Origin of the sequence: Ureibacillus chungkukjangi, assembly GCF_003217295.1 — a bacterium.
Taxonomy (GTDB): Bacteria; Bacillota; Bacilli; order Bacillales_A; family Planococcaceae; genus Ureibacillus; species Ureibacillus chungkukjangi.
Genome location: NZ_QJTJ01000008.1, coordinates 14,897 through 29,182, shown reverse-complemented (window position 1 = coordinate 29,182; position 14,286 = coordinate 14,897). Strand labels below are relative to the sequence as shown.

Genomic DNA, 14,286 nt, shown 5'->3' with positions numbered 1-14,286 from the left:
TAACTTTTTTATAATATATTGAAAAAACTTTCATTATGATTTAATGTAGTAAAATGCACTTTTGACAGCTGAAGGGGTATAACTTAAATTGTCAGAAGATATGAACAATAAACGGAAGAGGGTAAATCTTTATGTATAGTAAAGAAGAAATAGTCAAATCCGTTCCTCAAAAAGGGTTTTTTGGACATCCTAAAGGATTATTAACATTATTCTTTACAGAATTTTGGGAGCGATTCTCATATTACGGAATGCGTGCCATTCTTATCCTTTATATGTACTATGAGTTACATGAAGGCGGATTAGGATTAGATCGAGGAACAGCAAACTCACTTATGGCTCTATATGGGTCGTTAATTTATATGTCTAGTATTATTGGTGGTTGGTTTGCAGACCGCATTTGGGGTACTCGTAAAACAGTATTCTATGGTGGCGTACTCATCATGATTGGGCATATTGCTTTAGCATTCCCAGGCGGACTTACAGCATTATTAATCTCGATGGCATTTATTATCATCGGTACAGGGCTATTAAAATCGAATGTATCCACAATTGTGGGAGATATGTATGCAGAAGGCGATAACCGTCGTGATTCTGGTTTCAGTATCTTCTATATGGGTATTAACATGGGTGCTTTCATTTCTCCACTTATTATTGGATGGGTTGGAGAAAACTATAATTTCCATTTAGGGTTTGGTATCGCTGCTATCGGTATGCTACTTGGATTAATAGTTTATTACGTAACACAAAAGAAATTTTTAGGTTTAGCGGGTCTTGAAGTTCCAAACCCATTAACACAACAAGAGAAAAAGAAAACAATACTTCGTGTTGCAATTGGTATAATTGTAATTTTAATTATTGGCCTAATTTTATATACAACTGGCAATTTAACGATGGCAATCTTCAGTTTAATCATTACGACACTTGGTGTATTAATTCCAACGATTTTCTTTATCGTTATGTATCGTAGTCCTAAAACTACAAAGGACGAGAAATCTCGTGTATTAGCTTATATTCCATTATTCATTGCTGCGGTTATGTTCTGGGCGATTCAAGAACAAGGGGCAACAATTTTAGCAACATATGCTGATACTCGTACAAACTTAATGGTTGGAGATTTTAAAATTCCTGTTTCATGGTTCCAATCTTTAAATCCATTATTCATCATTATGCTTGCACCTGTGTTTGCATGGTTATGGTTGAAGCTAGGAAGTCGTCAACCATCTACACCTAAGAAATTTGCTATCTCACTATTCTTTGCAGGTGCTTCTTTCTTAGTAATGATTATTCCAGCTTCAATGTCTGGCGGTACAACGCTTGTTAGCCCATGGTGGTTAGTTCTTTCCTTCTTCTTAGTAGTAGTAGGGGAATTATTATTATCACCAGTTGGTTTATCGGCTACAACAAAACTTGCCCCAGCTGCATTTGCTGCTCAAACAATGTCTTTATGGTTCTTAACAAGTGCTGCAGCCCAAGCCATTAATGCTCAGCTAGTTCGAATCTATGAGGCTGTTACAGAAATTACGTACTTCGGTACACTTGGTGGTATCTCTATTGTAATTGGTGTGCTTTTATTAGTATTAACGCCTATTATTTCCAAAGCGATGCGCGGAGTAAATTAATGAAAAAAGAGGTGTGATTTTATTCACGCTTCTTTTTTTATTTATTTTCAGGAAAAAAATGACACCTTTTCCAATTCTCATCCGTTAATTATATATACCCTAAAAGAGAGGATGAGAAACTATGAAAAAATGGGGAATTGCTTTTTTAGCAAGTTTAGTTGTTTTGGTATTGGCAGCTTGCAATGACTCGGCGGTACCTACGAAGGGATCCGAAAATAATAGTGAGCTAACACTAGAGGAGGTCTATCAAAAGGCATTAGAGCGTCAAAATGAATTAGAAAGCGTTTCGGCAATTGTTGACATGGAACAAGAAATGTCTTTTGGTTCGGGTGAAGAGGCAATAGAAATTAATTCGAAAAGCGATATGAAGATGGACATGATTACAAAACCGTTATCAGTATATATGGAAGGAACAATTGGAACGGGAGATCAAGAAGCCGCGGAAGAATTGAATATGAATTTAAAAATGTATATGACAGAAGATGGTTTGTATATGCATGACGGGTTAGAGGCGTATTGGACAAAGCTCCCAACGGATGATTTTGATGCAATTCTTGTGCAAACAGCAGGGCAAGTGAACGCAGCAGAGCAGCTAGAACAAATGAAAGAATTCATAAGTGACTTTAAATTCGAACAAACTGACTCAAGCTTTATACTGAAATTGGATACTTCGAGTGAAAAATTCAATGAATTTATGCTAGGGCAGTTAAATCTAAATGAAATGCTTGCAACGGAAGAAACACAGCAACTTCTTCAAGATACGAAGTTTGAAAAAGTAGGTTATGAAATCACGATAAATAAGGAAACATTTGATATTACTGAAATGGTAAACAATATCAACTTCACTATGAATATTGAAGGAGAAAGTATTTCAACAATTTCTAATTCGAAGATAAGCTTCAACAATTTCAATGGTGTAGAGGAAATAACAATTCCTCAAGAGGTAATTGATACTGCGCAAGAAATAGAATATTAATATAAAACTTGGCTTGATATAATCGAGTCGAGTTTTTTTATGGAAATTGTTTTACAAAATGTATCATTTTCAACGATTCTCATTCTCATTTAGTATTGATTTTTGAAATTTTAGTCCTTATAATTAAAGACGTACTCGAGGCTGAGAATCATTTTCATTACATACTTGAGAATAAAAAGAATATGGGGATCAAAATGAGACTGTGGATGTTAATAATCGCAGCAATCATCCTGTCGTTTATTTCGCTATTTATAGGTGCGATTGATATAAAACCAAGTCATTTGCTGGATTGGGACTCACGAGAAATGAAAATTTTCTTAATCAGTCGTGTACCGCGTTTAATTGCGATTATTCTAGCAGGTGCAGGGATGAGTATTGCTGGCTTAATCATGCAAAGCTTAAGTCGAAATAAATTCGTATCCCCAACAACCGCAGGAACATTAGATGCTGCAAAGTTAGGGATTCTCATTTCGATGTTGTTCTTTACTAATGTAACGTATACACAGCAGGTTATTTTTAGCTTTGCGTTTGCATTAATTGGAACTTTAGTTTTCATGCAAATTTTAGATCGTATTAAATTTAAAGATGTGATTTTCGTACCGCTAATCGGGATAATGTACGGGAACATTTTATCTTCAATTACAACATTTTTTGCATATGAAGCAGACTTGCTTCAAAATATTAGCGCATGGTTAATGGGTAGCTTTACCTTAATCATTGCAGGACGTTATGAGCTCCTTTACCTGAGTGTACCAGCCGTTATTTTAGCCTATCTTTATGCTAATAAGTTCACAGTTGCCGGTATGGGAGAGGACTTTGCAAAAAACCTGGGCTTAAGCTATAAATTTGTCCTTAATATTGGACTAATTCTTGTAGCAATTATTGCAACTACTGTTGTACTGACAGTCGGAGTTATACCATTTTTAGGGCTAATAGTACCAAACATTGTTTCTTTATATATGGGAGATAACTTGCGTAAAACCATTCCACATACCGCTGTATTAGGAATCGTTTTCCTATTAATCTGTGACATTATTGGACGAGTGATAGTTTATCCATTTGAAATACCTGTAAATGTTACTGTGGCTGTTATTGGCAGTGCCATCTTCTTAATTATGTTATTTAGGGGGAGAGCATATGCGAAAAAATAGTACGAAACTAATTATTTTAGCTATAGTAGCCGTGATCTGTATACTATTGTACGGATTTTACGATATTAAAGGCGGTTTTGACTATGCCTTTCCTCGACGCATGATGCGTGTCGGTGCGATGATAATCACAGGTTTTGCAATTGCCTACTCGACTGTAGTGTTCCAAACCATAACTCACAACCGTATTTTAACACCTTCCGTGATGGGCCTTGACTCAATGTTTGAAGTTGTTCAGACTCTTATCTTCTTCTTTGCAGGTTCAATTTCTATCTGGGTAGTCAACCAATATTTAAATTTTGCAGCATCTATTGTAGCGATGGTATTGTTTGCAATTATATTATATCGATTACTTTTCCGTGCCGATAAATATCCAATATATTTATTATTATTAATCGGGATGATTATAGGGACCTTCCTTGGTAGCCTTGTCTCCTTTTTACAGGTTCTTATTGATCCGGTCGAATATTTAAGCCTACAAAGCAGATTATTCGCAAGCTTCACGAATATAAAAGTAGAGCTGCTTTATATTTCATTAGCAATCCTTTTACTGGCATTTGCTTATGGCTATCGTATTTTAGGCCAATTAGATGTCATGTCATTGGGTCGTGAAAATGCTATCAATCTTGGAATCAATTATGATCGAATCGTTTTGAACGTATTAATTTTATCGTCAGTTCTAATTGCAACCTCAACAGCATTAGTTGGACCGATTACGTTTTTTGGTTTAATTATTGCTAATCTTTCTTATCAGTTTTTAGTCACATACAAACATTCTGTTCATATTTTAGGAGCCGGCTTAATGAGTGTCATTGCTTTAGTCGGTGGGCAGTTTATTGTAGAGCATATTTTTGAGATGAATACGACATTAAGTGTCATTATTAACTTTGTCGGCGGTATTTACTTTATTTACTTACTCTTAAAGGAAAGTAGGGCAGCAGGATGATTGAAATCAAAGGGTTAACTAAGAGATTTGGTAACAAACCTGTTGTAGAAGACGTTTCCATTAAAATTCAATCTGGGGCTATTACGTCCTTTATCGGCCCGAATGGTGCTGGTAAATCTACACTATTATCAATGGTTAGTCGTCTGCTAGATGCTGACACGGGTGAAGTATTACTAGATAAAAACAATGTAAAGCAGTGGAAGTCCGATGAATTTGCAAAGCGGGTCTCCATTTTAAAACAGGCAAACTTTTTAAATGTGCGTTTAACCATACGCGAGCTTGTTTCTTTTGGCCGTTATCCTTATTCAAAAGGGCGTTTGACAGCTGAGGATGAACAATTTGTAGATCAAGCTATTGAATATATGAATTTGAAAGATATGGAAGATAAGTTTTTAGATGAGTTATCTGGTGGGCAGAAGCAACGTGCTTTTATTGCAATGGTAATTGCTCAGGATACTGAATTTATTTTGCTAGATGAACCTTTAAATAACTTAGATATGAAGCACTCTGTTCAAATCATGAAGATTTTACGCAAGCTTGTTGATGATCTTGGTAAAACTGTCGTAATTGTATTGCATGATATTAACTTTGCTTCGGTCTATTCAGATTATATTGTTGCTTTAAAAAATGGCAAAGTCGTAAAAGATGGCACTACAAATGAAATCATTAACTCGGATGCATTACGTGAGATATATGATATGAATATTCCTGTACAGGAGCAAAATGGATGCCGGATATGCGTGTACTTTAATTCGCATTCATAATGATTAATGATTTAGAGAAGTATGTAGTAAAACACACTTTTCTAAATCATTTTTTGTAAACATTGGAAAAAGTTTAAAAAAAGTGTTGACCTTTAATTTCTAGGTGATATAATTTCAATTAATTAGTTGATAACGATTATCATTATCAATATCGTTATTGAAATAGAAGAATAGGGAGAGAAAGAGAAATGAAAAATTGGAAATTACTAAGTGTAATTTTAGCAAGTTTATTATTTGTTCTAGCGGCATGTGGTGGAGCTGATGAATCAACTGCACCAGAAAAAGACACAGCTTCTGAAGAGCAAACAGCTTCAGAAACACAAACTGAAAATGCAGAGGGTCCAGCTTACCCAATGACTATATCTCCAACAATTGCTTCAACTGAAAGTGAAGAAGCAGGAACTATCGCTTTTGAAGATGTTACTTTAGAAGAAATGCCTAAAAAAATGGTTGTATTTGATTATGGTTTCTTAGATACATTAGATGCAATTGGTGTTGAAGGTATCGTTGGTGTAGCAAAGGATTCTACTTTACCAGCTCACCTTTCAAAATATGCTGGAGATGAATACGCAAGTGTTGGTAACTTAAAAACACCATTACTTGAAGATATCGCAGCTCTAGAGCCAGACGTAATCTTCATCTCTGGTCGTCAATCAGCTTTCTATGATCAGTTAAAAGAAATTACTCCAAACGTAATTTTCGTTGGTACAAACCAAGATGATTACTGGAACACATTCTTAGCATCAACTGAAATTGCAGCTGAAATGTTCGGTAAAGAAGCTGAAGTACAAGAGCATATTTCTAAAATCGATTCAGCAATCGAAGAAGTAAAAGCATTAGGTTCTAATTACGAAACTTCATTAGTAACAATGTACAACGAAGGTAAATTATCTGGTTTTGCTAAAGAATCTCGTTTTGGTTATATTTATGATATCTATGGTTTCACACCAGTAACAGATGATATCGCATCATCTTCACATGGTTCAGACTTTGGTTTCGAAGCAATCTTAGAGTTCGACCCACAAGTATTATTCGTTATTGACCGTACAGCAGCAACTGGTGGCGAGTCTAATATCGAAAAAGATATGGAAAATGATATTATTAAAGAAACAGAAGCTTATAAAAACAGCAAAATCGTTTACTTAGATGGTCCACTATGGTATTTAAGTGGAGGCGGCTTACAATCTGAGCTTGCTAAAATCCAAGAAATTTTAGACGAATTAAAATAATAGAATCTTAAAGAAGGCTATCTCAAGTTTGAGATGGCCTTATCTTAAATATTAGGAGGAATACTCATGTTTGTTCAAATTCGTAAATGGACGATTACTGAAGGGAATTCAGATAAGATTTTAGAGCGTTTCAAAAAGAAACCAGGTCAAGGCCCAACTTTAATTGAACAAAGAGAAGGCTTTATTGGCCGTGAGCTTCTTGTGAAAAATGTACGCCGTGGTGAAGAAGAAGTCATGATGATTATCCGTTGGGAATCTGAAGAAGCTTGGAAGGCATGGGAAAAGAGTCCTGAGCACATTGCTGGTCACAAAGAGAAGATTAAAGAGCATGGTGGTAAACCACCAAAGCCAGAATTCGTTATTAACATGGAGCATGGTAGCTACACAGTAGTTGAATAAGTACTAATCCCAATGGTTTGTCATTAAACAAGCTATTGGGATTTTTCTTGGATTTTTTCAGCTAAGGGTGCTAGTGGCTTTGAGTTTTAAAGCATAAAACTTACTAATAAATAATAATGAATAATATGGTAATATGTTTTGAAAATGGAAGGAGATTCAATGTGAAAAAAGTTTCGTATATTATTGCACTTTTTACTTTATGTTTATTTTTACTTATGCTAGCTAATTTCGAAAAGACGTCCTTCGTTCAATTTGATAAAGCTATGTCTGATACTCTATTTGGAAATGACTTGATAACTAGTTTTCATATTCTTGGAGAAACAACTGCCATAGCTACTATTGCTCTTATTCTTTTGTTCGTTTTATGGTTCAAACAACGAAATTATCGTGGAATGCTTTTTGTTTTATTAACAATTGGGATGGGAAGAGTATTGAACCAGCTTATCAAAAACTGGATTGATCGTCCTCGACCGGAATTAGCTAATGATGTCACTTCATTTAGTTTTCCATCGGGACACGCTATGATTGGCTTACTTTACTTATTTACAATCGCTTACTTATTGTCTGAGGCTTTGGCAAACAATAAAAAAGCGCTTATTGTGTGGGCTACTGCAATCATTTTAACATTACTAATAGGTCTTTCAAGGATTGCAGAAAGTCATCATTATGCCACAGATGTCATTGCGGGCTGGTGTATAGGATTCACTTGGTTCGTCATTTGTGTATTTTGGTATGAACAAAGGAAGCGTAAGATTAATAATATAGCGAATAACACCTAGAAATTGGGTGTTATTTTTTTATAGATTGGATATGTGCAAAAAGGATTGATGACTTAATTTTGTATATTCTGAAAGTTTTCCTCATTCACAAGATGTAACTTAGGTAAAAAAAGTTGCACAAAGGAAACTTCAGGGTATATAATACTAGTATCATATAAAAAGAGGAGACTAAACACTAATGGAAGGTAATGTACTTTTAGCTTTAGGTTTAACGTTATTTGCAGGCTTGGCTACTGGGGTAGGGGCATTAATCGCTTTCTTCACTTCGCGAACGAATAAGAAGTTTCTTTCTGTTGCTTTAGGCTTTTCCGCAGGTGTTATGATTTACGTCTCTTTAATTGAAATCTTTGTGAAGGCCAAGGATGCATTAGTTGCAGCACATGGAGAATCACAAGGATATTGGCTGACGGTTATAGGGTTTTTTGGAGGAATTATATTCATCGCTTTGATTGATCGTTTTATTCCAACAAAGAATAACCCTCATGAGGTAAAAACGGTAGAAGATGTGCATGCTGCAGAATCGAATGCACCTAATGTGGATGAAGATAAACTGATGAAGATGGGGATGTTTACAGCATTAGCTATTGCTATTCACAATTTCCCTGAAGGTATAGCTACATTTATGTCTGCTATGCAAGATCCGAGCGTGGGAATTGCCATTGCCATTGCAGTTGCCATTCATAATATTCCAGAGGGGATAGCCGTTGCAATACCAATTTTCTTTGCAACAGGAATCCGTAAAAAGGCTTTTAAGCTTTCGTTTTTATCCGGCTTAGCTGAACCTGTTGGAGCAATCGTAGCCTATTTAATATTAATGCCGTTTTTAACTGATACGATGTTTGGTATTGTTTTTGCTGCTGTAGCAGGGATTATGGTATTCATTTCGTTGGATGAACTTTTGCCAGCTGCCAAAAAATACGATGAAACACATCTATCGATTTATGGATTAATAGCAGGTATGGCTGTCATGGCTTTAAGTTTGTTGCTACTAACATAGGACCGAATTGTTAATATTAAATTGAAAATGCCCTTAAAGACAGAAGATGACTTTAAGGGCATTTATTTATAGTCAATTGACCTTTAGACATTTGTCTTATATGGGTTGTTTTTACGAGCTACTAGTGGCGTTTTCAGAGGCGACGGTAAAACGTGCATTCTCATGAATGGGACTTTCGATTTCGTCTAGCGCAGCTACGGCATAATCAGCATAACTGACATAGCTAATATGTTGGGAGTTCAATAAGAGATGGTCTTTACCTAAAATGTAATGGCCCGTTCTTGGTCCGTCGGAATCGAACAAGGCAGAAGGACTTAAAAATGTCCATTTAATAGAGGAATTTTGTAAATCGACTAGGTTTTGTAGCTGTTGAATAGCTATTTCTCTAAATTCTTTTGGGTAGTCCGGAATATCGATTAATCTGGTTTTCCCATCAATAAATAAACTTCCAGCTCCTCCAACTACAAATAATTTCGTTCTGCTACCTTCTAAAAGGCTGATTAGAAAGCGTCCGAACTCAACGTGTAGATGTTCCTCTCCAGGTTGAGAGCCAAAAGCATTTACAACAACATCAAATTGATGTAAGTCTTGACGCGTTAGGTTAAAGGCTTCTTTTTCTAGTATTTTGACAGGCTGTGAACTAACGCTATCCCGATTGCGTACGATAGCAGTTACATCATGATGTCGCATCCTGGCCTCGGTTAAAAGTGTATAACCCGCTTTACCAGATGCCCCAATAATCCCAATTTTCATTTCGATTCCCCTTTCTAATCGTTATTAAAACATCCCCTTGACTCTCTTATCCCCTAGTTTGAACAAAGTGAAACATAGGTTGGACAGCTTGCTTTCACAAAATGAGCATGAAAAAAGATGTCCAATAGTTATATATATGAACCATTGGGCATCTTTATTAATCATTTATGTTAAAACATCATTTAGAACCTCTTTAACGTAGATACCACGACTGTCTGGCTGCGTTAAAAGTATTTCGTGTGTAGGGAAACGTTTTTTCATGGTCAAAACAAACTGTTCAGCAATTTCATTAGGAAGAATCGAAATAACGGTTGGTCCAGCTCCACTTAGTGCTGTACCAAAAGCACCTGCTTCTTTTGCAGCAAGGTGTATCTCGTCAAAATACGGTATAAGCTTTGAACGGAAGGGCTCATGGAATAAATCAGATTCCATGTAACGTCCTATTCGTGTATAGTCTTTTGAGATTAGTGAAGCGGCAAGCATATTTGCATTAGCGCTAGCACGTACTGCATAGCCGCGTTCAAATTGCTCTGGTAAAACCTTTCGAGCCACAGAAGTTTTCAATTCTACAGCTGGAATAAACACAACAAAAGAAGCATCTAAATCTTTTACATGGATGGTATCAACAACGCCTTGCTCATCCATTTGTGAAATTGTTAAGCCACCTAGTACTGAAGCGGTTGCATTGTCTGGATGTCCTTCAATTTGTGAAGAGATATTTAATTTATCCTGCGTTGTTAAGTTTAAATCACAAATTAGGTTCGCCAGCTCGATAGCAGCAACGATAGCAGCAGCGCTACTGCCTAGTCCACGTGCATAAGGCAGCTCACTACGCATCTCGATTCGACAAGGTGGTAGCTGCTTATCAAAACGAGCCGCAGTTTCTTTCGCAATATTATAGATTAAGTGTTCTTCAATAACGATATCATGTGGAAGGTGATCTGATAAATGGATAATTTCCCATTGGTCTGTTAAGGTCACTGTTAAATCTAAATAAAGGTTTAAGCTAAGTCCAATGGAATCAAATCCAGGTCCTAAGTTAGCTGTACTACCAGGGACTATGATTTGCCATTTTTTACTCATAGAATTCCCTCAATATAGTGGCGGATATCATTTTCATCGTTTTGAAGTGAAACTAAATCAACTGTTGAAACCTTCATAGCAGTATCTGGATCTTTTAATCCATTCCCAGTAAAAACAGTTACAACTCGGCTGCCTTTTTCAATTCCCCCATTCTTAACAGACTTAATAACGCCTGCTAGAGAGGCAGCAGAACCAGGTTCAACAAAAATCCCTTCAGTACTTGCTATTAACTTATATGCTTTTAGGATTTCCTCATCTGTAACCGAATCAATAATACCGCCTGACTCGTCACGTGCTGCTTCTGCCAAAATCCAGCTAGCAGGATTTCCAATTCGAATGGCTGTCGCAACTGTTTCAGGGTTTTGAATTTTTTCACCTTTTACGATAGCAGCAGCACCTTCAGCTTCGAAGCCAAACATTTTAGGCAGGCCAGTATTTTTCGCTTGGTGATATTCTCTGAATCCTTTCCAGTAAGCTGTAATGTTACCAGCATTTCCTAAAGGAATACATAAATAATCGGGAGCTTGTCCTAAACTATCTACGATTTCAAATGCAGCAGTTTTTTGGCCTTCAATGCGATAAGGATTTACGGAGTTCACTAATTTTACAGGAGTTGTTTCACTAACTTTGCGAACAATAGAAAGGGCATCATCAAAATTGCCATCAATTTCTATGATTTTGGCTCCGTACATACAAGCTTGCGCTAATTTGCCAAGAGCAACTTTTCCTTTTGGAATGACAACAATTGATTGAATGCCTGCACGTGCAGCATAAGCAGAGGCAGCAGCAGAAGTGTTACCAGTTGAAGCACAAATAACACATTTTGCTCCATCTTCAAGAGCCTTAGCTACAGCAAAAACCATTCCGCGGTCCTTAAAGGATCCAGTTGGGTTAGCTCCTTCAACTTTACCGTATAATTCAATCCCTAATTCTTTAGATAGGTTAACAAGATGAATAAGAGGTGTATTACCTTCGTTTAAAGTTAGAGCAGGTGTATTTTCAGTAACGGGTAAAAATTCTTTATATTCTTCAATTAGACCTTTCCACATAACAGATTAGCTCCTTTTGTTCACACGGAATGAACAGTTGTTTGTATATAAGAGACATTTTAACTCAAACAAGCGGTACTTTTCAATAGCATTTACTAAATTAACAGTTTACACATATAAAATTTAGCTTGTCACATAATTGAAATAAATGTATGGTAAAGATATGTAAATTCAAGTGTAAAGACAGGTGGGTACTAAATGAGTAAAAACACAGATACAGCACCAATTTCTCGTAATAAGCTATTAAGAGTAGCAGGTGTTGGATGGATGTTTGATGCAATGGACGTGGGGATTCTATCCTTCGTTATTGCTGCATTAGCAGTAGATTGGAATTTAACCTCCTCTCAAATGGGGTGGATAGGTAGTATTAACTCCATCGGTATGGCAGTAGGAGCATTAATATTTGGAGTATTTGCAGATAAAGTCGGACGTAAACAGATTTTTATGTGGACCTTAATAATCTTCTCTGTTGCAAGTGGCTTGTCTGCTTTAACGACAACATTTGTAGCCTTTTTAATATTAAGGTTTTTTGTTGGAATGGGCTTAGGTGGGGAGCTACCAGTTGCCTCTACATTGGTTTCGGAAAGTGTTGAAGCAAAAGAACGCGGAAAAGTCGTTGTTCTTTTGGAAAGCTTTTGGGCAGGAGGCTGGCTAATAGCTGCCATCATTTCATATTTTGTTATCCCGGCAGATTTTTGGCCAATTGAAGGCTGGCGAGTGGCTTTAATATTAACAGCTCTTCCAGCTTTGTATGCTGTTTATATCAGAATTCATTTACCGGATTCTCCACAGTTTACTGCGAAGCCAGAAACAAAAAATCGCTCAATCCTGCAAAATATCGCAGGGGTTTGGGAGAAAAAATATTCCCGTTCAACGCTCATGCTATGGATTTTATGGTTTACAGTAGTATTTTCTTATTACGGAATGTTTTTATGGCTACCAAGTGTCATGGTAGGAAAGGGCTTCGATTTAATTTCCAGCTTTAAATATGTCCTGATTATGACATTGGCACAGCTCCCAGGTTATTTTACAGCTGCTTGGTTTATTGAGAGATTGGGAAGAAAATTCGTTCTTGTCACATACTTAATAGGGACAGCGGCAAGTGCATTTGTTTTCGGAAATGCAGAATCGATTGCTGTGCTACTTACTTCCGGAATCTTATTATCCTTCTTTAACTTAGGGGCATGGGGTGCACTTTATGCGTATACTCCTGAGCAGTATCCTACAATGATTAGAGGAACAGGTGCTGGAATGGCGGCAGCAGTTGGTCGTATTGGCGGTATCTTTGGACCGTTATTAGTTGGTTATTTATTAAATGCTGGCTATGATATTGGCTATATTTTTGCCATCTTTTGTGTCTCAATATTAATTGGTGCAGCAGCAGTGTTATTTTTAGGGAAAGAAACTAAACAAACTGAGTTAGAATAGATAATTTATAGCTGATTCAAGTTTTTCATAAAACTTGAATCAGTTTTTTTATTTGCGTATAATCGTAATTTATCGATAAAACATAACTGGATTAACTAATTTTGACAAAATTTCGACTTTTTCGGTTTAGTGCGTTGAAGTTTTTTCTGAAAAATCATTGTATTCAATTAATCTTAGTGATAATATCAGTTATTAAATTAGTATATGTATGTTAACTATTTATTAATAAATAAATAGAGGAAGTGGGGGCTAAAATGAGCTTTTGTAATCAAATAAAAAAAAGGTTTATTCGTCTGTCTAGAGGTCAGCGTAAAGTAGCTCAGTTTATTATTGACAACCCAAATGTTATAGCTACTCATATAGCTTCTGATGTTGGAAAGCTAATAGGGGTTAGCGAATCTACAGTTATCCGATTCTGTTATGCAATGGAATTATCGGGATTTTCAGAGCTACAACAAAAAATTAAAGCAGACCTAACAGGAGAAGAAATTACAGTTGAAGAGTCAAATCAGAAAGCTGCTAAGAAGAATGTAAACCTGCTAAATGAGGTAATGAACCGAGATGTAGCCTGTATATTAAATACCATTAATCTGACAAATGAAGAACAATTTGATCAAGCAATTAAATTATTGCACCAATCAACTTCTCTTTATGTACTTGGTTTAAGACAATCTTCACCTTCAGCAAGCTTCTTCACCTGTACATTAAGCAATTATCGAAAGCATGTGAAGCAAATTCAGCCAGAACCAGAAAACATAGTGAAGCAAATCGGCACTATGGAAGAAAATTCATTACTATTTGTTTTAGCGCTTGAAGAACTTGACGAAGATGCTTTCAAGATAACGAAATGGGCAAAAAGTAGAAATGTAAAGGTAATTGCGATTACTCATTCAAATATCTCAGCAATTAGAGACTATGCAGACATCATGTTTACAGTTGGGGCACAAAAAAATGCACTAGCAGAAACAATAACTGCCGCACATTCATTAATCCATGCATTAGTCGAAGGAATGGTAGCCCAAAACAAAAAGGAATATAAAAACTTCCAAAAAGCAAACGCACAATTCGATAATAATTACCTCTATCTAGAAAAAACACTGTATATTTAAATACACT

14 protein-coding genes are annotated in these 14,286 nt (G+C 36.2%); 11 read left to right on the top strand and 3 right to left on the bottom strand.

Features of this window, described 5'->3' with window-relative positions; genetic code table 11:
- The first annotated feature begins 131 nt into the window (after positions 1-131).
- The 9 genes from BJ095_RS08020 (at position 132) to zupT (ending at position 8,857) form a co-directional block, all read left to right on the top strand.
- Positions 132-1,619 carry a peptide MFS transporter gene (locus tag BJ095_RS08020; RefSeq protein ID WP_107934751.1) on the top strand — a complete coding sequence of 496 codons (1,488 nt, stop codon included), beginning with the start codon at positions 132-134 and terminating at the stop codon, positions 1,617-1,619.
- A 121-nt stretch (positions 1,620-1,740) separates the two neighbouring features.
- Complete coding sequence (locus BJ095_RS08015; protein WP_107934752.1) at positions 1,741-2,595, top strand: DUF6612 family protein; 855 nt, start codon at positions 1,741-1,743, stop codon at positions 2,593-2,595.
- Between the two features lie 194 nt (positions 2,596-2,789).
- On the top strand, positions 2,790-3,746 hold the full coding sequence (locus BJ095_RS08010) for an ABC transporter permease (protein WP_107934753.1): 957 nt from the start codon (positions 2,790-2,792) through the stop codon (positions 3,744-3,746).
- Positions 3,733-4,689, top strand: coding sequence for an iron chelate uptake ABC transporter family permease subunit (locus BJ095_RS08005; protein ID WP_107934754.1), 957 nt, complete (start codon positions 3,733-3,735; stop codon positions 4,687-4,689). Before BJ095_RS08010 ends, BJ095_RS08005 begins: the two co-directional genes overlap by 14 nt.
- Entirely contained in the window at positions 4,686-5,453 is a 768-nt protein-coding gene (locus tag BJ095_RS08000) for an iron ABC transporter ATP-binding protein (protein WP_107934755.1), read from the top strand. Before BJ095_RS08005 ends, BJ095_RS08000 begins: the two co-directional genes overlap by 4 nt.
- 188 nt (positions 5,454-5,641) lie before the next feature.
- Positions 5,642-6,682, top strand: a complete 1,041-nt coding sequence (locus tag BJ095_RS07995) for a siderophore ABC transporter substrate-binding protein (protein WP_107934756.1) — start codon at positions 5,642-5,644, stop codon at positions 6,680-6,682.
- A gap of 66 nt (positions 6,683-6,748) precedes the next feature.
- The gene (locus BJ095_RS07990; RefSeq protein WP_107934757.1) at positions 6,749-7,081 is read left to right on the top strand and encodes an antibiotic biosynthesis monooxygenase family protein; all 333 of its coding nucleotides are present in this window, start codon (positions 6,749-6,751) and stop codon (positions 7,079-7,081) included.
- Positions 7,082-7,242: 161 nt separating this feature from the next.
- Positions 7,243-7,860, top strand: coding sequence for a phosphatase PAP2 family protein (locus BJ095_RS07985; RefSeq protein ID WP_107934758.1), 618 nt, complete (start codon positions 7,243-7,245; stop codon positions 7,858-7,860).
- A 178-nt stretch (positions 7,861-8,038) separates the two neighbouring features.
- Positions 8,039-8,857 carry a zinc transporter ZupT gene (gene zupT / locus BJ095_RS07980; RefSeq protein WP_107934759.1) on the top strand — a complete coding sequence of 273 codons (819 nt, stop codon included), beginning with the start codon at positions 8,039-8,041 and terminating at the stop codon, positions 8,855-8,857.
- Positions 8,858-8,968: 111 nt separating this feature from the next.
- Here zupT and BJ095_RS07975 read toward each other — a convergent pair whose 3' ends face one another.
- The 3 genes from BJ095_RS07975 to thrC form a co-directional block, all read right to left on the bottom strand.
- On the bottom strand, positions 8,969-9,610 hold the full coding sequence (locus tag BJ095_RS07975; RefSeq protein WP_107934760.1) for an NAD(P)-dependent oxidoreductase: 642 nt from the start codon (positions 9,608-9,610) through the stop codon (positions 8,969-8,971).
- A 165-nt stretch (positions 9,611-9,775) separates the two neighbouring features.
- The gene (gene thrB, locus BJ095_RS07970) at positions 9,776-10,693 is read right to left on the bottom strand and encodes a homoserine kinase (RefSeq protein ID WP_107934761.1); all 918 of its coding nucleotides are present in this window, start codon (positions 10,691-10,693) and stop codon (positions 9,776-9,778) included.
- Positions 10,690-11,742: a threonine synthase gene (thrC, locus tag BJ095_RS07965; RefSeq protein WP_107934762.1), complete on the bottom strand. Its 1,053-nt coding sequence runs from the start codon at positions 11,740-11,742 to the stop codon at positions 10,690-10,692. The genes thrB and thrC overlap by 4 nt, the downstream gene beginning before the upstream one ends.
- A gap of 198 nt (positions 11,743-11,940) precedes the next feature.
- Here thrC and BJ095_RS07960 point away from each other — a divergent pair, with 198 nt between their 5' ends.
- Both BJ095_RS07960 and BJ095_RS07955 read left to right on the top strand, forming a co-directional pair.
- The gene (locus tag BJ095_RS07960) at positions 11,941-13,170 is read left to right on the top strand and encodes an MFS transporter (protein ID WP_107934763.1); all 1,230 of its coding nucleotides are present in this window, start codon (positions 11,941-11,943) and stop codon (positions 13,168-13,170) included.
- Between the two features lie 254 nt (positions 13,171-13,424).
- On the top strand, positions 13,425-14,279 hold the full coding sequence (locus tag BJ095_RS07955) for a MurR/RpiR family transcriptional regulator (RefSeq protein ID WP_107934764.1): 855 nt from the start codon (positions 13,425-13,427) through the stop codon (positions 14,277-14,279).
- The last annotated feature ends 7 nt before the right edge of the window (positions 14,280-14,286 follow it).